General features: G+C 71.9%; 14 protein-coding genes. 7 read left to right on the top strand and 7 right to left on the bottom strand.

The window, feature by feature from the left end; genetic code table 11:
* Window positions 1–70: 70 nt before the first annotated feature.
* The gene (locus ACFVVA_RS00525; RefSeq protein ID WP_387684246.1) at window positions 71–235 is read right to left on the bottom strand and encodes a hypothetical protein; all 165 of its coding nucleotides are present in this window, start codon (window positions 233–235) and stop codon (window positions 71–73) included.
* 422 nt (window positions 236–657) lie between these two features.
* On the opposite strand from ACFVVA_RS00525, the gene ACFVVA_RS00520 reads away from it, so the two are divergent.
* Window positions 658–1,467 (top strand): hypothetical protein, encoded by an 810-nt coding sequence (locus tag ACFVVA_RS00520; RefSeq protein ID WP_387684244.1) that lies wholly within the window; start codon window positions 658–660, stop codon window positions 1,465–1,467.
* Between the two features lie 120 nt (window positions 1,468–1,587).
* On the opposite strand, the gene ACFVVA_RS00515 is transcribed toward ACFVVA_RS00520, so the two are convergent.
* Complete coding sequence (locus ACFVVA_RS00515; RefSeq protein ID WP_387684242.1) at window positions 1,588–2,679, bottom strand: DUF5937 family protein; 1,092 nt, start codon at window positions 2,677–2,679, stop codon at window positions 1,588–1,590.
* A gap of 117 nt (window positions 2,680–2,796) precedes the next feature.
* Between ACFVVA_RS00515 and ACFVVA_RS00510 the strand changes: the two genes are divergently transcribed.
* Window positions 2,797–3,024, top strand: a complete 228-nt coding sequence (locus tag ACFVVA_RS00510; RefSeq protein WP_387684241.1) for a hypothetical protein — start codon at window positions 2,797–2,799, stop codon at window positions 3,022–3,024.
* Between the two features lie 465 nt (window positions 3,025–3,489).
* On the opposite strand, the gene ACFVVA_RS00505 is transcribed toward ACFVVA_RS00510, so the two are convergent.
* Complete coding sequence (locus tag ACFVVA_RS00505; RefSeq protein ID WP_387684239.1) at window positions 3,490–4,221, bottom strand: hypothetical protein; 732 nt, start codon at window positions 4,219–4,221, stop codon at window positions 3,490–3,492.
* Window positions 4,222–4,411: 190 nt separating this feature from the next.
* Here ACFVVA_RS00505 and ACFVVA_RS00500 point away from each other — a divergent pair, with 190 nt between their 5' ends.
* Together ACFVVA_RS00500 and ACFVVA_RS00495 are read left to right on the top strand one after the other, a co-directional pair.
* A complete protein-coding gene (locus ACFVVA_RS00500; protein ID WP_387684237.1) occupies window positions 4,412–5,575 on the top strand; it encodes an anion permease in 1,164 nt (387 codons plus the stop codon).
* Window positions 5,572–5,817 carry a hypothetical protein gene (locus ACFVVA_RS00495; protein WP_387684235.1) on the top strand — a complete coding sequence of 82 codons (246 nt, stop codon included), beginning with the start codon at window positions 5,572–5,574 and terminating at the stop codon, window positions 5,815–5,817. The genes ACFVVA_RS00500 and ACFVVA_RS00495 overlap by 4 nt, the downstream gene beginning before the upstream one ends.
* A gap of 71 nt (window positions 5,818–5,888) precedes the next feature.
* Here the strand turns inward: ACFVVA_RS00495 and ACFVVA_RS00490 are convergent, their stop codons facing one another.
* Window positions 5,889–7,088, bottom strand: a complete 1,200-nt coding sequence (locus tag ACFVVA_RS00490) for a lantibiotic dehydratase C-terminal domain-containing protein (protein ID WP_387684233.1) — start codon at window positions 7,086–7,088, stop codon at window positions 5,889–5,891.
* A gap of 483 nt (window positions 7,089–7,571) precedes the next feature.
* On the bottom strand, window positions 7,572–7,754 hold the full coding sequence (locus ACFVVA_RS00485; protein ID WP_387684231.1) for a thiazolylpeptide-type bacteriocin: 183 nt from the start codon (window positions 7,752–7,754) through the stop codon (window positions 7,572–7,574).
* Between the two features lie 821 nt (window positions 7,755–8,575).
* Here ACFVVA_RS00485 and ACFVVA_RS00480 point away from each other — a divergent pair.
* Together ACFVVA_RS00480 and ACFVVA_RS00475 are read left to right on the top strand one after the other, a co-directional pair.
* On the top strand, window positions 8,576–9,925 hold the full coding sequence (locus ACFVVA_RS00480) for a hypothetical protein (RefSeq protein ID WP_387684229.1): 1,350 nt from the start codon (window positions 8,576–8,578) through the stop codon (window positions 9,923–9,925).
* 165 nt (window positions 9,926–10,090) lie between these two features.
* Window positions 10,091–12,910, top strand: coding sequence for a hypothetical protein (locus ACFVVA_RS00475; protein ID WP_387684227.1), 2,820 nt, complete (start codon window positions 10,091–10,093; stop codon window positions 12,908–12,910).
* Between the two features lie 150 nt (window positions 12,911–13,060).
* Here the strand turns inward: ACFVVA_RS00475 and ACFVVA_RS00470 are convergent, their stop codons facing one another.
* Complete coding sequence (locus ACFVVA_RS00470) at window positions 13,061–13,441, bottom strand: hypothetical protein (RefSeq protein ID WP_387684226.1); 381 nt, start codon at window positions 13,439–13,441, stop codon at window positions 13,061–13,063.
* A 301-nt stretch (window positions 13,442–13,742) separates the two neighbouring features.
* Window positions 13,743–17,390, bottom strand: coding sequence for a hypothetical protein (locus tag ACFVVA_RS00465; RefSeq protein ID WP_387684224.1), 3,648 nt, complete (start codon window positions 17,388–17,390; stop codon window positions 13,743–13,745).
* A gap of 512 nt (window positions 17,391–17,902) precedes the next feature.
* On the opposite strand from ACFVVA_RS00465, the gene ACFVVA_RS00460 reads away from it, so the two are divergent.
* A complete protein-coding gene (locus ACFVVA_RS00460; RefSeq protein ID WP_317620150.1) occupies window positions 17,903–17,995 on the top strand; it encodes an Ms4533A family Cys-rich leader peptide in 93 nt (30 codons plus the stop codon).
* The last annotated feature ends 79 nt before the right edge of the window (window positions 17,996–18,074 follow it).

The raw sequence follows: 18,074 nt of genomic DNA, 5'->3' as shown, positions 1-18,074 counted from the left end.
TAGTCGCCCACCTGCCGCATGATCTCGGGCTGCCACGGTTCGCGGAACGTCGCGAACTCGACCGGCCTGCTCAGCCCGCGCGGGCCGGGCGGTCCTGCGGTTCGCAGGCGGTGTCGAGCGCGACACGGCCGGTGTCCGGCAGGACCCCCGGGGTGAAGCGGGACACCGCCACGGTGTGCCCCGAGGCGGTGTGCATCAGCTGCTGGGCGGTGGTGCGTGAGTGGTCGGTCGGCACGGTCGTGCCTCCGGGGTCGAGGGCCCGCACGGTGGATCGGGCCTCTGCTGTCCAGCAGACCGCCGCCGTGCAGCGCCTGCGCGCCGCCCCCCCCAGCCTTCCGGGCCCGGTGGTGCCCGGCAATCCCCGCTGAGCCGAGTAGGGTCATCACCCACGGTCACGGGATCCACCCGGGCATATGGTCGGTAAAGCGGCCCGGCGGCAACCGCCTGGCTGGAAACGCCGGAATCACACCCCCGCGGGCGGTTTGGACCGGGAGTCGCAGGCACGTCGGTCGCATCGGTCGACAACCCTCAACAGAGCTGTTACACCAGGTGAGTTCAGCGCCTCGGGAGTGCTGCTCGTGTCGAACACTCCTTCCTGTGCGAGGGCAGAGAGGCAGCCATGATCCTTCGTCGTCCGGAAGTTGGAGAATGCACTCAGTGAATTCACCGGAGAACACCGTCGCCGCCGGTCCTGGAGCGGGTCGCGGCGAGTCGGTCGCCCGTGCGGACCAGGGCTCGGTCGAAGCCGTCGACGAAACGCCCGCCGGGGATGAACTCCCCCTGTGGGGAACCGAGTTGCCCCTGGCGCGGACGGAGGACCGGCAGGCCCCGGAAAGCGCCGACCTGCCGGACCTCAGAGCGCAGCTGTACGAGGTGGCGGAGGCCTGGAAGGAGGCCGTGCCCGAGGGGCGGAGCACCGCCGGGGATCTGCGAGCGGTTCTCGAGGCCGATGTGGAGGCGCTCCAGGTCCACTGGCAGCACGTCGCCGCGCTCCCCGACGCATCGGAAGCGCCGGCCGCCGACGGGACGGGGCACGTGGGTACGAGGAGCGCGGCGATGGCGGTGAACGCCGCCCTTCGCGCCGTCGACCGGCACGCCCTCGCCCTTCGCGCCGTCCCCGAGTGGCAGCAGCTTCGCACCGTGCGTGACGCCGTCTCCTGGGTCTGGGACACGCTCGCCGAACGGGCCGGCGAGTCCGCGGGCCGTCTCCTCGACGACCGGCGCGTCGCGGAGTTCCTCCGCAACGTGTCGGTCCGCGCGTGCGAGACGATCGCCCGGCTCTCCCGGCTGGCGGCCGACCGTCTCCGTCCCGACCGGGCCGCGCTGCCGAGTGCGGAGGCCCTCCTTGCGCTCGGCAACGCGGCGAGTGCCTACGGCAGGTCGGCACGGCGGCCGGGCGACCTGCCCACAGGGGAGGCGCTGCTCGTCCTCGGCGGTGGACCCCGTCCGGGGGAGCCCTGGGCCTGACGCGCGGGCGGACGGGCGGGGGCGGATGGTGGCGGTGCGGGGGTGCCGGGCCGATCCGCCCGTCGCGGCGCCCCGCCCCCGCCCCGCCCGGCGTCCGGCTGTCCGGTCGCCCGGCCGTCCTCACCGCAGCACGGACTCCAGGAAGTCGCTGCCGAGCCGGGCCACGACCGAGATGTCGAGCTGGTGGAGGACGTAGCGCCCCCGGCGCTGGGTGATGACCAGCCCGGCCTTCTTCAGCACGGTGAGATGACGGGAGACCTCCGGGGCGGTGATGCCGTAGGCGTCGGCCAGCTCGCTGGTCGAGTACGCGCCGCGCGCGAGGTTGCGGCACAGGCTCATCCGCAGGGGGTGGGTCAGCGCGTCCAGGCGCAGCTTGACCGTCTCCACCGGCTCGGCGCCGCCGACCTCGTGGGCGGCCGCCGGGTACTGGATCACGGGCTGCCAGCCCGGCCCGTACAGGGTGAAGAGGTGCGGCCAGCCGAAGACGGTCGGTATCAGGGTGAGGGAGGCGCCGCGGGCCTCGGTGCGGCCGTGGACGAGCTTGTCGACGACGATGCGGCTGCCGTGCTCGTCCTCCTCCAGGCTCAGCGCCGGTGACGCGGCGGTGAGCGCCTCCGCCAGGCCCTTGCGGCGCAGCAGCTCGGTCTTGTGCTGGGCGTCGGCGGCGAGCTGGACGCGGACCCGGCGCCAGGTGTCGGCGAAGAACGCCTGGTCGCAGTCCTCCAGGAGGCGCCGGATCCATGCGCGCGTGGCGGTGGGTTCGGCGAGCATCCGCTCGACGAAGGCCGCCTGGCGCGGGCCGCGCGCCGCCGCCAGGTCGAGCGCGCGGCGCCGCGACCACGCGTCGACCAGGGGCGACGGCAGGCCCTTGGGGTAGTGGCTGATGCTGCACGAGATCTCCAGGGCCGCGCCGACGAACTTCTCGTCGTCCATGCGGTCGAGGTCGTCCAGTTCCTCGGTGAGGGTCTCCCGGGGACGGGCCGGCATCAGGAAGTCGGAGCGCGTCGACCGCCACATGAAGTCGGCTTCGAGCAGCCGGTCGGCCAGTTCCGGCTTGAGTGCGGCGGAGGTCGTCGTCGTCCACGCGTGCAGCCGGGAGTGGTGAGCGGGCTCGGCCAGCGCGTGCAGCGCGTTGCTCAGTTCGGCCAGGGGCGAGGGGCAGAAGGTGATCCGCTCGTGCGGCAGCCCGGTGATGTCAATGGTCACGCTCACCCCTCCATGGTGCCTGGCCGCCGCGGCGCCGGGTCGGGCGGGGGGAGCCCTCCCGTCATTTGACGGGGGCCGTCAATCGACGGGACTTGTGGGGCCGCCGGGGTGCACGGTGGACGCATGAACGCACTGCAGCAGCACCTCTTCGACAGCTACCGGGCCGCCCAGCACGCCGAGCCGGCCCCGCCGGCCCCCGGTACCCACGACATCGCGGTGCTCCGTGCGGTCCGCGATCACCGCCGCTTCGAGGCCGTCCTCGCCGGCCGCCCGACCACCGGCCGCCTCCGCCTGGCCCTCCGCGCGGCCCTCCTCCGCCGCCGCCGGCGGGCCGGAGTGTGCCGGCCGTAGTGGTGGTCCTGCCGGGGCGGCGCCCCGGGAACGCGAGAGGACCCGGGAGCGTAGCCAGCTCCCGGGCCCCTGTTTGCCGCCCAATTGCGCACACCGGCACGTTTAAGGGTCGCGGATCAGGTTGAAATCGACGCGTTCTACCTTTGAACTACCGTGCCACGGAGCGGCACAGACAGGACTTGAACCTGCATTCGTCGATATTCGTCCGCACCCGGTCGATCCGGTGTTCGGCGGCGAATGCTGAGACTGGAGCGAGAGTCTGAGATTCACGGGGTCTGCCTCTGCCTGCTTGGGCTACCCCGGCCGGTGGCGCCGGGGGGAGGACTCGAACCTCCACTGGGACCCCTGGTCAGCTTCAACGTCAGTGTCAGCTTTTCGCACCGTGCAGCGCACCCGCCCGGTCTCCCGGACAGAGTGTTCGCGCTCGGTGCACCCGCCCGGCTCCCCGGGCGGGCGATCATGGGGCTACCGGAAGAGGTAGCCGAAGACGGCGTCGCCGACCCGCTGGTCGGTGACCTCGACCGCGTTGGCCTCCTCGCGGGCGAACTTGACCGCCTGCTGGAGCTTCTCCACCCGCTCGGCGAGCTCGTTGACCCGCCGGGCCGGCAGCGCGCCGGAGAACTTGACCGTGGTCCAGTAGCCGACCGCGATGTCCTCGTAGTAGACCTCGACCTGGGCCGGATGCTTCTCGGTGGCCTCGGCCTTGACGTGGTTGCGCGGCACCTTCTTGGTCCGGATGGTGCGCACCGGCTCGGTCTTCCAGGCGTCGGTGGACGGGTCGAGGTTCCAGGACTCGGAGGCGTCCAGCACCGGGAGCTTCTTCACGAAGGTGAACAGGTCGGTGAGCTGCTTCTCCAGGAAGAGCAGGTACGGCACCGGCACCCGGGGGAGGAGCACCTGGCCGTCGACCATCACATCGGCACTGGCCCCGATGTTGGCCCAGTCCTTGGTGGCCGTCACGTCGAAGAGCCGGGTGAGGGTCTGCGCGGTGGACCGCAGGATGTCCTCGGCCTTCAGCTGCACACGGGTCGACTCCGGCGGCAGCTGCTCGCCCTCCTCGTCCTTGGGCTGGTAGACGCGGGAGATCCCGGCCAGCAGTGCGGGCTTCTGGAGGTCCTGGTGGGCCTGCGTCAGCTCCTGGAAGGACTTGGACTTGACGCCCTTTTCAACGGCGATGATCTGGTTCAGCTTTGCCACGTCCGGGACGCTACCAGTCCCAAAGTGGTCGGCGACACCCAATTATTGACCGAGTAGTGGTTCTGTCCTGGGCGCTCCGCTCCGGACTCCACGGCGTGCTGGTCCGATCGGATGGTGTCCTCCACCGCCCGGCCCCGTACGGGTGGCGGGGGACGGGGGCGGCGGCGGTCGGCGGGTTAGGTTCGGACGTGTGACCGGCAATGACGTGGTTCTGGCGCTGGTGGTGGTCACCGCGCTCGGTTTCGACTTCACCAACGGGTTTCACGACACCGGCAACGCCATGGCGACCTCGATCGTCACCGGCGCCCTCCCGCCGCGTGTCGCGGTCGGCGTCTCGGCGGTGCTGAACCTGGTGGGCGCGTTCCTGTCGACCGCGGTCGCCGCGACGATCGCCAGCGGTCTGGTGCAGAGCCAGGACGTGACGCTGACCGTGGTCATGGCGGGCCTGACGGGCAGCATCCTGTGGAACCTCACGACCTGGTACGTCGGGATCCCGTCGAGTTCCTCGCACGCGCTGATCGGCGGCGTGGTCGGGGCGACCATGGCGGCCGCCGGGGCCTCCGCCGTCAAGTGGCAGGGCCTCGTCGCCAAGGTGATCGTTCCGGCCGCCCTGTCGCCGTTCATCGCGGGCTCGGTCGCCGCGCTCGGCACCTACCTCGTCTACCGCGTCACCCGCGACGTCTCCGAGGGCCCCCGCACCCAGGGCTTCCGGAGCGGCCAGGTCGGGTCGGCCTGCATGGTCTCGCTCGCCCACGGCACCAACGACGCCCAGAAGACCATGGGCGTCATCACACTGGCCCTGATCGCCAGCGGCACCCTGAGCGCCGGGGCGAAGGCGCCGGACTGGGTGATCGCCTCCTGCGCCACGGCCATTGCGCTGGGCACCTACATCGGCGGCTGGCGGGTCATCAGGGCACTGGGCAAGGGCCTGGTGGAGATCGAACCGCCGCAGGGGATGGCCAGCGAGTCGGCCTCGGCCGCGGTCATCCTCTCCTCCACGGACTTCGGCTACTCGCTCTCCACCACCCACGTCGCCACCGGGTCGATCCTCGGATCGGGGGTCGGCAAGAAGGGCGCCGTCGTACGGTGGAACATCGCCCGCCGCATGGTGGTGGCCTGGGTGCTCACCCTCCCGGCGGCGGCATTGGTCGGGGCGCTCGCCTACTGGGTCGCCGACGGGATCGGCGGCACCGGGGGCGTCGTGACCATCTTCGCCGTTCTGGTGCTGGCCTCGATCGCCTTCTTCGTCGCGTCCCGCCACCCGGCGGTCACCCCGGAGAACGTCAACGCCGCGTGGACCGGGTCGGTCATCCCCGACCCGGAGCCCGTGCCCGCCGACGAGGTGGCCCCGTGAACTCCTGGATCGATCTGGACGCGCTCTGGAAGATCGTCGTCGTCGGATTCCTCGCCGGCGCCGGTCTGCCCGCACTGTTCGCCGTCGGTGTGCGCGCCCTCTACCCGCCGGTCGGGATCGACGGGGCCGGGGTCTCCCGCCGCGCCGCCGGGGCGCTCGGCTGGACCGTTGCCGTGGTGTGCTTCGCGGTGGTCCTCGCCGCGATCGGCTGGGGCATCTTCATCATCGTCGACCACCGCTGAGTGCGGAGGCGGTGGTCGCCGCGGTGGCGCGCCGGCGGGGCGCGGGCGGTGACTGCGAGGTGGAAGGGCCGTCACACCGGCCCCTCGACCATGGCGATCACCCCGGCGATGTAGTCCTGCCACCGGTGTCCGGTGAGTTCGGGGACGCTGCGCACGAGGAGGTGGGCGGCCAGGTAGCGCTCCACTGGCCGGACGTCGCAGATCGCGAAGAGCCGGTACAGGGCGTTGGTGCCGGTCCGGTAGATCAGGTAGTGGGTGCGGTCGAACAGCGTGCCGTCGGGGTCGCTGCGGGTCAGCATCCGGTGGAACTCGCTGTAGCGGGTGCGCAGTTCGAAGTCCCACCGTTCGGCGGTGGCCGGGTCGCCGAGGGCGGTCGCGCGGGCCCGGTACTCCTCGCCGCGGCCGGAGAGGTCGGCCCCGGCCGCCAGCAGCCGCTCGGCCCGGACCCAGGCCGTGGCCGACCAGCGCGCCCAGTCCTGCTCCCAGCCCCGGGTGTCCCCGGCCGCCACCCGGCGGACCAGCTCCGTGGTGGTGGGGCCGCCGCGTTCCCAGCGCTGGTCGAAGGCCGCTCGTACCCGGCCGTCCGGGTCCTCGTGGACGAGGAAGTCCTCCAGGTGGGAGAGGAAGGAGTAGTGCCCGCCGACCAGCCCGTCCGGATGCGTGCTCGCGTGCGCCGCCAGCGCCGTGAGCACCAGCCGCACCCGGGCCTGCGCGGTGTCGCCGTGCTCCCCGAGAAACGCGCAGGCCGAGGTGATCGCGGGCAGCCCGGCGCGCATCAACTCGTCGCGGAGCGCCGCGGGTTCGGCCCCGAGCAGCGCGTGCAGGTCGGCCGTCGCGGCCGGGTCGACGGGCGCCACCCGGACGGTGTTGTCCGGCACCAGCGGGCCGTACGGCGGGGCGATCAGCTCGGCCCGCCCGGCGACAGCGGCCTCGGCGAGCAGCTGTTCCCGCGTGCGGTCGGCGACGGACGGGTGCGCGGCCGCCCACGTCCGCAGCTCCCGGGCGGACTCCTCCGCCACGGTGGCCACCCGCTCGGCCGGCCCCTCCAGTCGCAGCCGCAGGTGCGGCCCGAACCGCCAGTGCCGTTCGACGTGGGCGCGCAGCCCCTGCTCCGTCGCCCGGCGCGCGAGCGGCAGGACGGCCTCGCGCAGGGCGGGCGCCTTGACGGGCTGGTAGTGGTAGAGGATCACATCGAGGGCGGTCCCGGGCGCGGGACGGCCGGCCGGGCCGCTCGCCGGCTCACCCGTCAACCCAGTCGTCGGCTCGCTCATCGGGCGACTCCTCGGTGCGGCACCGGCGGCACCGGCGGCGCGGACAGGGGTCGGGCGGAGGTGCGGGCAGCGGGGCGGGGCGCGGTGGGGCCGGGCCGGGCGGTAGGTCTCCAGGACGAGTTCGACCGTCCGCGTCGGTTCCGACTGCCCGCCGACGAGGGGCAGGGCCTCCTCCAGCAGGGCGCCGTGCGGGTGGCGGGCGAGCCACCGGCCCAGGTGCCGAACGTGGACGCGGAGGTGGAGGCGCGGACGGGCGGCGCGGGCACCGGTACCGGCGCGGCCGGGGAGGGGACCCGGGACGGGGCAGGGTCGGGCACGGCGGGCGACCTCCGAAGGGCGGGCGGGACGGCGGAGGAACCCGGCGGGTTCGCAGCGGAACGCGCCGGGTTCCGTGGTGTTTCGGCGCCGTTCAGTAGGGCTTGCTCAGCTCGGCAGGGCTCGGCAGGGCCCTGCGCCGCTCAGGACGCTCGGCAGCGCGGAGCGTCAGAACCACGTCGTCGTCGGGTGCACGATGCTGGAGTTGGAGGAGGAGTTGCAGGAGGTGGAGTTGGTGGACGCGCCGCCCTCCGGCAGCGCGATGCTGTCACGCAGCGCGGTGACGGTCAGTTCGCCCAGGTCGAGGTCGAGGTCGTCGAGCGCGAGGACGTCCTGCAGGGGGTCGGACATGGAGGTCTCCCGAAGAGTGTCGAAGGGGTCGGCCCGGTGGATCGCCGGACCGGGTCCGTGCCGAAACGTGGGCCGGATGCCTGACGACGACCCTTGGCAGGAACACGATCCCCGGGAGTCGCCGTCCTCCGGCAGCGCGACGGTGCCGCGCCAGTGCGACAGGGCCGCGCAGAGGTGCCACATGCGTGCTCGAGTGCACACGCGTGCTCAAGCGGGATGGTGCGGATGCGCCTGGTCCCCCGTGGGCGCGCGGCTCGGACCGGATCGATACCGGCCGGGCGCCACCGTTCTGCCGAGTCTAGGTCGACGCCTGCTCCGCCGAGAGGTCGCTCCGGTCACATTGGCCGGTAATCCGCTGCGGCCCGCGGCGCCGGCCGCACCCCGCCGGGGCGCCGCGGTGCCCGGTTCGCCCCCATGCGCACGCCCCTGAAACCTCGCCGGGCCCGGCCGACGCGCCGCCCGCGATGCGGTGCGACGGGGGGAGCGGTTCGTCCCCGCCCCCGTGAAGAGGGCAGCTCCGCGCCCCCGGCGACTGCCGACGGATCCTTCACCCCGCCTTCACGCCGTCTGCCCCGCCCGCTCCGCTCGTCGTGCCCGTGCCCCGGCGGGGGAGAAGCCGGAGCGGGACCATCGGGATCCGGCCAGGGCAGGGCGGCCGTGCGCTCCGTTCGGGTGGTGGGCCGGCCGAGGGCGCCCGCGTCCGGCCCGTCGCGGCGGGAGGCGGCGGCGCGGTGCACGAGGATGGCCGCTCCGAGGAGTGCCGGGGAGCACCGGGAAGTCCCGGGGAGTCCCAGGCCGTGCGGCGAACGAGGTGCCGACCCATGATGACCGACGTATTCAGCCGGTTCCAGTCGCTCCAGGACCCCGGCCTCAAACTCCTCCAGAGCGACGGCACCGCGGACACCGATCTGCTGCTCCCGCTGGTGCTCCACCGCGACCGCGGGATCGACGTGCCGGGGCGCCGAGTCCTGGACGCCGCCCGACCGGACGGCCTCAACGTCCGGATGGTCCAGTACGCGGACGTCGCCGGCGGCCTGGCGGACGAGCACGGGACCGTCCTCGTCGCGGAGCGGGACCAGGCCACGCAGCTGTTCCTGATGTGGGTGTCCAGGACCGCGGCGCTGCACCTGAAGGCCGGGGCCACCCAGAACGTCAACGTCCACTTCCTCTTCCACCCCCCGACCGACCGGGACTGCTACGCCGACACCACCTACTGGACGGGCGCCTGCGGCATCGACGGGAAGGACCGCGGCTGCGTCACCGGCGGACTCAAGGGACAGCAGCCCTACGTCAAACTCGGCGAGCGCTACCTGTGCACGGACTTCCGGGCGGTCGCCCAGCACCTGCTGGCCTCGGACCGCTTCGAGCCGAACGTTCTCTACGTCGTCCCCGTGGCATCCGTCGCAGGAGGCAACTTCGACGACCTGCTGACGGAGCAGGGCCTGACCCGGGCGGTCCAGGAGGTGCTCCTCTTCGCCACCGGGAAGATCACGGGCCGTCCCGTCCAGGACGGCTTCCCCGAGTTCGGGCAGGTGATGCTCTCCGGCTACAGCCACAGCGGCGACCGCGTCGAGAAGCTGATCAAGACGGTGACGGACACGCCGTTCTTCCGCCGCCACCTGTCCCAGATCAACCTCTTCGACCCGAACCTCGTCGTGGGGGACCCCAAGGCCCGTCTGGAGCGCTTCCAGGCACTGCTGGAGAGGGCGTCGTTCTGGAAGGGCCGGGTCAACCGCGACGCCCGCGTCTTCGTCTACACCTCCTACGACGACCACCAGCGGGCGATGCTCGGCAGCGGCCTGGGGCTGCAGAGCCCCACCACCGTCAACCTGGACACCGTGGAGTGGGAGGGCGGCCCGTCCGCGAAGGCCGCCCTGCGCAGGACAGCGGGCGCGCACCCCAGGGGCACCGGGGTCGAGGCCTACAACCACGACCGCAGCGTGGGGGTGGTCCACCTGCCGCCCTCCTTCTTCCGGCACTGGCTGGAGCCCGCGCTGGACAACCCGGCCGGTTGGGACCAGAGCGCCCGGGACAACGGCCACGGCCACGGCTGGTTCCTGCGCTCCCTGCTGTCCCACGCCCTGTCCAACGCCACGCCCGAGTGGTTCGGCGAGCAGCGCGGCTTCAAGGCGGCGGGGCCGGTGGTCCAGCCGAGGCCCGTACGGAACTGAGCCCGCCGGTGACATGGAGAGCCCCGTGCCGGGGCGGGCGCCACAGGACGTGCATCGTTCGAACGAACGTGTGCATCCTTCGGGCGGCACGTCCGCGGCCGTGGTGAGGGAGCCGGACCGCGGTGGGACACCAAGGGGACCCTCCCCGCCTTCCAGGAGTCCGCCATGGCATTCGCCGTCACCTTCCTCGGCACGGCCCCCATCCCCACGGCGGGCTCCGGAACCGCCTTCAAGCTCTGGTCGTACCGCGTGGACGGCACGGGCGCCGACATCCCCACCGGCCAGCGGATGGCCCTCGCCCTGCCGGACGACGTCAGTGTGCAGGACCCCAGCGCCTACCCCGACGTCACCGCGCTGGACGGTACGTTCCTGTGGCGCGACCCGGTCACCGGGCTCAACTTCGCCGGGCGCACCGCGACCTCGCCGACCACGGTGACGATCACCTTCGTCGCACCGGCCCGCACCGCCACCGCGTCGGTGCGCCTGTTCAAGTCCCCGAGCGGCGCGCCGTGGAGCGCGGTCGTGTTCACCGTCGCCGGCAGCGGCGCGGCCGCCGACGGGCAGACCATGGTCCTGCCCGCCCCCGGCGTGCCGACGTTCACCGGGCGTCCGGTCACCGACTTCGAAGGGGCCCTCCCGTACGCCACCGAGGTCTTCGGCGTCTACCAGCCGTTGCTCGGATGGCTCGGCTCGCAGGCCGGCACCGCGGCTGCCGCCGTGCACCCCGAATCCCGGTTCGCGGCACTCGCCTCCGAAAGCTTCCGCGGCGACAACGCCCGGGTGCTGCGCGACCCGGCCCTGGCCGCGCTGGCCGAGTACTACCGCACCTCCGCCGCCCCCGACTCGGCAGCCGCCGGCTCCCCGCCCGACTACGTCACCGGCCTCGCCGCCGCGTCGGCCTCCGGCACGGCCCCGCTCACGCCCGTCGGGCTGGTGAACCTCTTCCGCCAGTACTTCTTCGAGTTCGACACCTTCCTCGGCGCGCCGTCCGGACACATCTGGGTGAGCCCGGGCGGAACCGTCGAGGTCGTCGAGACCAGCACCCTGCGCACCCTGGTCGAGAAGACGACCACGGTGGAGGAGGAGACCACCCGCAAGACCGAGGAGAGCCAGACCGACCAGGACGACGTGGCCGACGCCGTCAAGGAGGACAACTCCACCGACACCAAGCTCGGCGTGAGCGCCACCGGCGGAGTGAACGCCAAGATCTACCACGCCGACGTCAGCGCCAGCTTCGCCACCCAGAACACCGTCAAGCGGGGGGCGGAGGAGACCCACAAGCACACCCGTACGCAGACCTCCAAGGTCAACACGGAGATCAGGCGCAACTTCAAGACGACCTTCAAGACGGTGACCGAGACCACCGACACCTCCAGCCGCCGCTACGTGCTGCAGAACGCCAGCACCACCGACCTGGTCAACTACGAGTTCCGGCGCAAGATGCGCAAGGTCGGCGTGCAACTGCAGCACATCGGCACCCGGCTGTGCTGGCAGGTCTACCTCCCCGACCCGGGCCGGGACCTGGGCCTCGGCGACATGGTCCACGTCGTCGACGCGCCCGACCTCACGGCGATCCCCAAGCCCGCGGACATCCCCGACCTCGACGACAAACAGGTGCCCTTCCACTTCGAGGTGCCGTTCCTGCACGACCAGGGCCCGGACGACGACGCCAAACTGACCTACCTGCCGGAGGGCGGCAACGCCTGCCGCGGCATCAACAGCAGCACCACCGGACACGACGACATCGTCCAGTTCTGCTTCGAATTCCCGCTCCCGCCCGCCCCACCCGGCTACCGCCTGACCGGGGTCGCCTCGATCGACCGCCACGGTGCCCAGGCCGACTTCGCCCCGTTCGACGCGCCCGACCTGGTACCCGACCCCGATCCGGTGAAGAACACGCTCAAGATCCGCCTGATCTACGCCAACTGGCAGGGCCGCAAGTCCATGCCGTTCGACGCCGTACTGACCTACACGCCCACCGACGCCGCCAAGGCCGACCTCCAGAAGCGGCGGGACGCCGCGCAGGCCGAATACCAGGCGGCGGTCGACCGGCTGGAGCACGAGGCCTACGGCAAGGCGGTGCGCGAACGGCTGCGCCTGGTCAGCGCGTTGACCCCGCGCCGCTCGGAGGTGCTGCGCAGTGAGGAACGGCGCGTGGTGTTCCGCGACATCCTGCGGCGCCTGGAGAACAGCGGTCACTACCCCCAGGAACCGGACCACCCCCCGTTCGCGGAGTCGGAGCAGATCAACCAGCTCTTCGACGTCGAGGAGATGCTCTACTTCGTCGCCCCGGACTTCTGGCGGCCCGGCCCGGTGGCCCCGCCCGCCCCCGACCGGAACAGCGCCGGCCGCTACCCGGTGCCGCCCGAGAAGCAGCCGCCCCTCCCCGATGGCACCGTCGAACTGCCGCTCGCCGGGCAGACGGTGGCCGGCTGGTACTCCCGCGCGGACGAGTACCGCACCTCGGGCGCGGCGGGCGCGCCCGCCCCCGAATGGCGGGTCGACTACCTCATCACCGAGGAGACCCAGCCGGCGCCGCTCGGCAGCTCGCTGGGCTGGCTGATCCAGATCGACGGCGACGAGCGCCGCAACGAGTTCCTCAACGCCGCCTGGGCCAAGGCCGTCATGCCCGTCAGACCCGGACAGGAGGTCGCCGCGCTCGCCTGGCTCCTGGGCGTCGAGGGCGTGGCGGGACTCGGCCTGCCCTACCCCGTCCAGCCCGGCGACCCGCAGGAGTACCAGAACAAGACGTACGGCGACGTCCTGCAGCTCCTCGCGACCAAGCTCCAGACTGCCAATACCGCGCTGGACAACACGCTGGCCTCGGAGAAGGTCTTCGAGACGGGGTTCGACCCGCTGGAGGGCGGGTTCCGCCAGCCGGACGACCCGTACCAGATCTTCGACCAGTGGATCGAGGTCATGCCCACCGACCAGGTCGCGGCCGTCGCGGTCCGCTACGACCCCCGCACCGGGCAGCAGCTGTGAGCACGACGGGCGGCGGCTGAAGCGGCGGCCCGCCCCCGACGCCGCGCCCGATGTCCGCCTCGCCGTGCTCGTTCTGCCGGACGCACCCGCCGCGCGAGGAGCTCATCGGTCAGGTGGCTGTGCGACCCGCACGGCCACCTGACCGGCCTCCTACGGCTGGGCCGGGAAGCTGTCGATGAACGCTTCGAGGCTTCCGGCCGGGTCGAGGGGCCGGAGATCCGTGTCGTAGTCGATCCACCGGACGACGGGGACCTGGAGCGCGAGGGTGTGCAGCACCGTGTGGATGACGGTCAGGGGCCCGGAGAGAGGCCCCCGGTCCTCGAAGGAGAACGCGCCGTGCCGCAGGTTGAACGACAGCTCCGTCCGGCGGCCGGGTTGGATCTCCGCGTCGATCTCCAGGAAGTTCTCGAACGCGCGGCTCACCGCGGCGTGCGGCCAGTGCCGTAGGACGCAGTCCTCCACCTGCTCGCCGGTGAAGGCCCATGGTCCGGCCTGAGCACGGTCGGGGCTGATGTAGAAGCTGGATCCCACGGGGGTGCTCGTTCCTCTCGGTGGTGCGGGCTTCGGGGCCCCGGGCGGCGGGCGCGGGAGGTCCCGGGTTCACGCGGGCATTCCGGTGCCGGCGGCGGTGTGCCGAGACGAGCAACCCTCCGGAGCTCACCGTACCGGCGTGCGCCGGGCCGGTACGGCGGCTGTGCCCGGCCTTCGGCAGCTGCAGGACGCTACCACCGACTTCGTCGCCGAGCACCCGGCTGGGGGCCGGCACGGTGGTGGCCGGGGAGGAGGTCCTTCCCCGGCCACCGCCCTTCGGCCCGTCAGGGCCGGTTCGGGGTCACCGCATTGCCCCGCCCGCCTCGACCAGGATGGGCAGCAGCCAGTCGAGGTCGGTCATCGACGGGTCGGTGGTGAGGTAGGGGAGGGCGGACGGCCAGGTCCCGATGTCGGGCTGGAGGTACGGGTTGCCGATCCAGGGCTTGCCGTCGTGCGACCCGTGGCCGTGGCCGTGGCCGGGTTTGGGGTGGTGGCACTTGTCCTTCTCGCACGGCGGTTCGCAGCGGGCGAGGGCGGAGGACGGTGGAGTGGTCACCGGCGCGGTCCCCGCCGGGGAGCCCGGCGGGATGTAGGAGGCGGTGACCGTGTTGACGGTGTCCTCGCTGATCAGGCTGTAGCAGTAGAACGTCCTGGTCTGCCCTGCCGCCAGGTCGAACGTGCCGGCCGCCACCACGCAGGCCGGCTCCTGGGAGTCGTTCAGGGTGATGCCGGTCAGGTCCACGGTGCCGGTGTTGGTGACCGTGATCCGCCAGAAGGCCTGGCACTTGTCCGGGGCGCAGAGTTCCTCGGGTGCGTTCCCCTTGTGCAGGGTCGCCTCCTTGCCCCACGGCCCGGCGCCGCCCGCGCCGCAGTCGGCGGCGTTGTCGGACTGGCAGACCTCCTTGTCCACGCTCAGCGACGGGACGCCGGTGCCGCTGACGTTCACCGTCGCCTCGGACGGGGGCGTGGTGACGGGGGTGCCGCCGGGGCCGGGGAAGGTGGCGGTGACGGCGTTGGTGGTGGTCCGGGTGATGCCGGGGAGGTTGCAGGAGAAGTGCTGGGTGGCGCCGGCCGCGAGGTCGAAGCTGCCGGCGGTGGTGGCGCAGGAGGGGGTGACGGGGTCGGTGAGGGTGATTCCGGTGATGTTGACGGTGCCGGTGTTGGTGACGGTGATGCGCCAGTAGGCGGTGGCACCCTGCGCGACACTGGCGGTTTTGGCCCACGGGCCGGGACCGTTCTGGCCGCAGTCGGCCGGGTCGGTGGAGGTGCAGACCTCCTTGTTGATGCTGAGCGACGGCACGGCCGGCGGCGTCACGTCCACCGTCGCCTCGGACGGAGGTGTGGTGATCGGGGTGCCGCCGGGGCCGGGGAAGGTGGCCGTCACGGTGTTCACGGTGTGCTGGGTGACGTTGGTCAGGTCGCAGAAGACCTGGTGCGAGGCGCCGGCTGCCAGGTCGAACGTCCCCGCCGCGGTCACGCAGGACGGTGACACGCTGTCCGTCAGGGTGATCCCGGTGACCGGTACCGTGCCGGTGTTGGTCACGGTGATGCGCCAGTACGCCGTGCTCCCGGACGGAATCGTCGTACTGGTGGCCCACGGCCCGCTGCCGCCGTTCACGCAGTCGGCGGCGTTCGTGGAGGTGCAGACCTCCTTGTCGATCGTCAGCATCGGCGTGCACTGGGCGCCGGGGGTCACCTGGAGGGTGACGGTGTTGGAGGTGACGGGCGGCTGGCCGTTGGTGACGGCGGACGCCTGGTTGGAGACGGCGGTGACGGAGCAGTCGGTCGCGACCGTGGTCTCGAAGCAGATCTGCGGTGCGTCGCCGACGAAGGTCACCTGCATCCGCGGGTGGTTGTCGGGGGTGAAGGACGATCCGTTGATCAGGGTGAGGTTGGCGATCACCTGGATCGGCGAGTCGGCGGTCGGGACGGACGAGATGTCCGCCGTTCCGGTGGCGGGGTCGAACGGGAAGGTGCCGATGGTCGTTCCGTCGGCCGCGAGCACGGTCACCGAGGAGTGGGCGAAGTCGACGGTCGTGGGATCGATTCCGAGGAGGCTGACCGTTCCGTAGGACCTGATGTGCCCGGTGGCTCCGTCGCAGTAGTACGCGGAGGGGTTGATGGTGCCCTGGGCCTTGGTCTTCAGGCAGGGCGAGGCTCCGGTGACCGGGTCGATCGAGAACAGGTAGCCGGTGTCGCCGAGGCTGTACTTGCACTGGCCGTCGTAGGCGAAGCCGTACGGGCTGGTGTTGCCGCCGTTGACGTTGGGCGGGCCGTTGACGACGCCGTCGGTGCCGTACTGGGTGCAGGGGGCCTGGGTGTTCCAGTCGTAGCAGTACTCGGTGCTGTTGAGGGTCGGTGTGGTGCCCTGGTAGATCCAGAGCGGGAACTCGGTTTCAAGGTGTCCGTTGGGGGCGGTGATGGTCAGCGGCACCTGGAAGTTGGCCTCGCCGGGGGCGACGTTGGTGCTGAGCAGGGTCTGGAGGCCGGGGGGCGCGGCGACGGGGTTGCCCGTCAGGTCGAAGCAGACGACGGTGCCGACCGGCGGGTTGACCTCCTGGTAGACGCCGCCGACCGCCGTGCAGACGCCGGTGACGGTGCCCGTCGGGTCGTACATCTCGAAGACGTTGTCGGCCCGGGCGGGGGCGCCGCCGACCGGGGTGACCACGGTTTTGGGGGTGGCCCAGCCGGTGCAGGCGGCGTTCGTCGACGGGTCGAAGCAGGACATCACGGTCGGCAGCGGGGCCAGGGTGTTGTCGGTGACGTAGATCTTGCCGTTGACGACCCGCATGATGCCGGCGTAGTCGCCGCTGAAGGCGACCTGTCCCTCGTTGGGCGGCAGGCCGATGCCGAAGGTCCCGCAGGAGGCGTTGGCGACGGGGTTGTAGCAGAGGATCTCGCCGGTGCCGGAGACGGCGTAGATCAGCTGGTTCGGTGCCTGGACGACACCGCCGACGACCAGCCCGGTGCCGGTCTGGAGGGCGGTGAAGCCGCAGCTGGACTGGGCCTGGAGGTCGATGCAGCCGACGCCGATCACCCCGAGGGTGGTCCGGCTGATCGCGGCGTAGTAGAGCTTGGAACCGAGCAGGACGTAGGTCGGGGTGCGGGTGCTGCCGAGGTCACCGGTGGTCGCTCCGGCCACGGAGGAGTTCAGTGCCTGGGGCCAGGTGGCGGGGGCCCCGCCCGGCGTCGGACAGGGGCCGTTGGTGAGCTGGTCGGTGCAGACCACGCTGGCCGTGTTGGAGAACCCGTGGTGGTAGATGTTCCAGATCTCGGGCGTGGGGACGCCGTTGATCGTGGCGGTGTAGAGGATGGGGGTGAAGCCGTCGCCGCCGGTGGCTGTGTTGATCGGGGTGAACGGCGGCGGGATCTGGACCACCTGACCGGTCGCGGGGGAGGCGAGCATCGGGTTGGTCGCCTGGACGGCATTGGTGGCGGCGCCCTGGTCGGTGCCGGAGAAGGTCGTACCGCCGTCGGTGGACCACTGCTTGTTGAAGCCGGGGGGCACCTGGAGCGAACCGGGCACGTAGGACTGGGTCTGCGGTGTGCTGCCCGGGCCGCCCTGGATCTTGTCGGTGACCGTGGTGCTGACCGGTGCGCCGTCCGGGTTGGTGGCGGAGACCACCCAGCGGACGGTGTCGCCGTGGGCGGTCCGGGTGGTGCTGCCGGTGGCGAGGTCGGTGCCGGTCTTCGCGAGGGTGACGGGCTGCTGACGGCCGCTGCGCGGGCTCCGACCGCCGTCGACCGGGGTGCCACCGACCGGGCCGTCGGCGGTCGTGGCGGGCGCGGTGCGGTGGGTGGCCTGTGCCGCTGCGGGCGCGGCGAAGGAGGCGGACGCCGTCGCGAACGCGAGGAGGAGGGGCAGCGCGGTCCGGGTGAGGCGGCCGCGGAGCCCGACCGGTCCATGGCGTCTTCGCTCGCGTCCGTTGGTGGGTGGACAGCGCCTCATGACGATTCCCTTCGATCGGACGGTCCGGTGTCTGACGGTGCGCCGGACGGTGGTGGTGACGGGGCAGAGCCTGTGCACGCGGTAAGGGGGTCGCTACTTTTGGTGACCGTATGGATGCAGTATCCCGTCTTAAAATCGGATAAATAGCTTCAATGCTGCCGAATGGGGACGTATTCACCCAGGCGTGTGCGACGGAAACGGGCCTGACGGGTGTTCATCGCTCGGCCCGGCCGGCGCGAGATCGGACGCCGGTCCGAAGCCCCCCGGCTCGCTCCCCGCGACACCCGCGACGAGGTGCTCATGATCCTCGCGCCGCTCCGACCGCTCCGATCGCCGAGGCGTTCGAGCTCCGCCGGGCGGCGGCGCGGTGCGACTCCGGTCTGTCTCCGCGCGGGCCCGGGGATCCTCCGGAATCTCCGGAGGTTCGGGGGTATCCATTTCGGTGTCCACCTGGTGGGCAGGTCGTAAGTGGAGTTTTGACATTCCGCTTAACTTCATACAGTCTTCTCGGCATGTCTGACCGTCACCCGATCGAGTGCGCCGCCATTGAGCTGGCGCTGATCGGCGTGGCCGCGCACTGCGTTTCCGACAATCTCTGTCGCTGAATCCGCCCTGCCCCGACGCGTTTTGCGGTGATCGCCGCAGCGGTGATCGCCGCATCGGGGCGTCGCCCCTCCCTGCGGG

The sequence above is a fragment of the Kitasatospora sp. NPDC058048 genome (assembly GCF_042885555.1).
Taxonomy (GTDB): domain Bacteria; phylum Actinomycetota; class Actinomycetes; order Streptomycetales; family Streptomycetaceae; genus Kitasatospora; species Kitasatospora lactacystinica.
Note: the sequence above shows the minus strand (reverse complement) of the source record. Positions and strands in the feature narration are given on the sequence as shown.

Bases quoted from the DNA above. Each gene is read 5' to 3' on its own strand.
- ACFVVA_RS00485 (WP_387684231.1), bottom strand. From the start codon at position 7,754: ATGTCCGACCCCCTGCAGGACGTCCTCGCGCTCGACGACCTCGACCTC.
- ACFVVA_RS00480 (WP_387684229.1), top strand. From the start codon at position 8,576: ATGATGACCGACGTATTCAGCCGGTTCCAGTCGCTCCAGGACCCCGGC.
- ACFVVA_RS00460 (WP_317620150.1), top strand. From the start codon at position 17,903: ATGTCTGACCGTCACCCGATCGAGTGCGCCGCCATTGAGCTGGCGCTG.
- ACFVVA_RS00465 (WP_387684224.1), bottom strand. From the start codon at position 17,390: ATGAGGCGCTGTCCACCCACCAACGGACGCGAGCGAAGACGCCATGGA.
- ACFVVA_RS00475 (WP_387684227.1), top strand. From the start codon at position 10,091: ATGGCATTCGCCGTCACCTTCCTCGGCACGGCCCCCATCCCCACGGCG.
- ACFVVA_RS00490 (WP_387684233.1), bottom strand. From the start codon at position 7,088: ATGAGCGAGCCGACGACTGGGTTGACGGGTGAGCCGGCGAGCGGCCCG.
- ACFVVA_RS00510 (WP_387684241.1), top strand. From the start codon at position 2,797: ATGAACGCACTGCAGCAGCACCTCTTCGACAGCTACCGGGCCGCCCAG.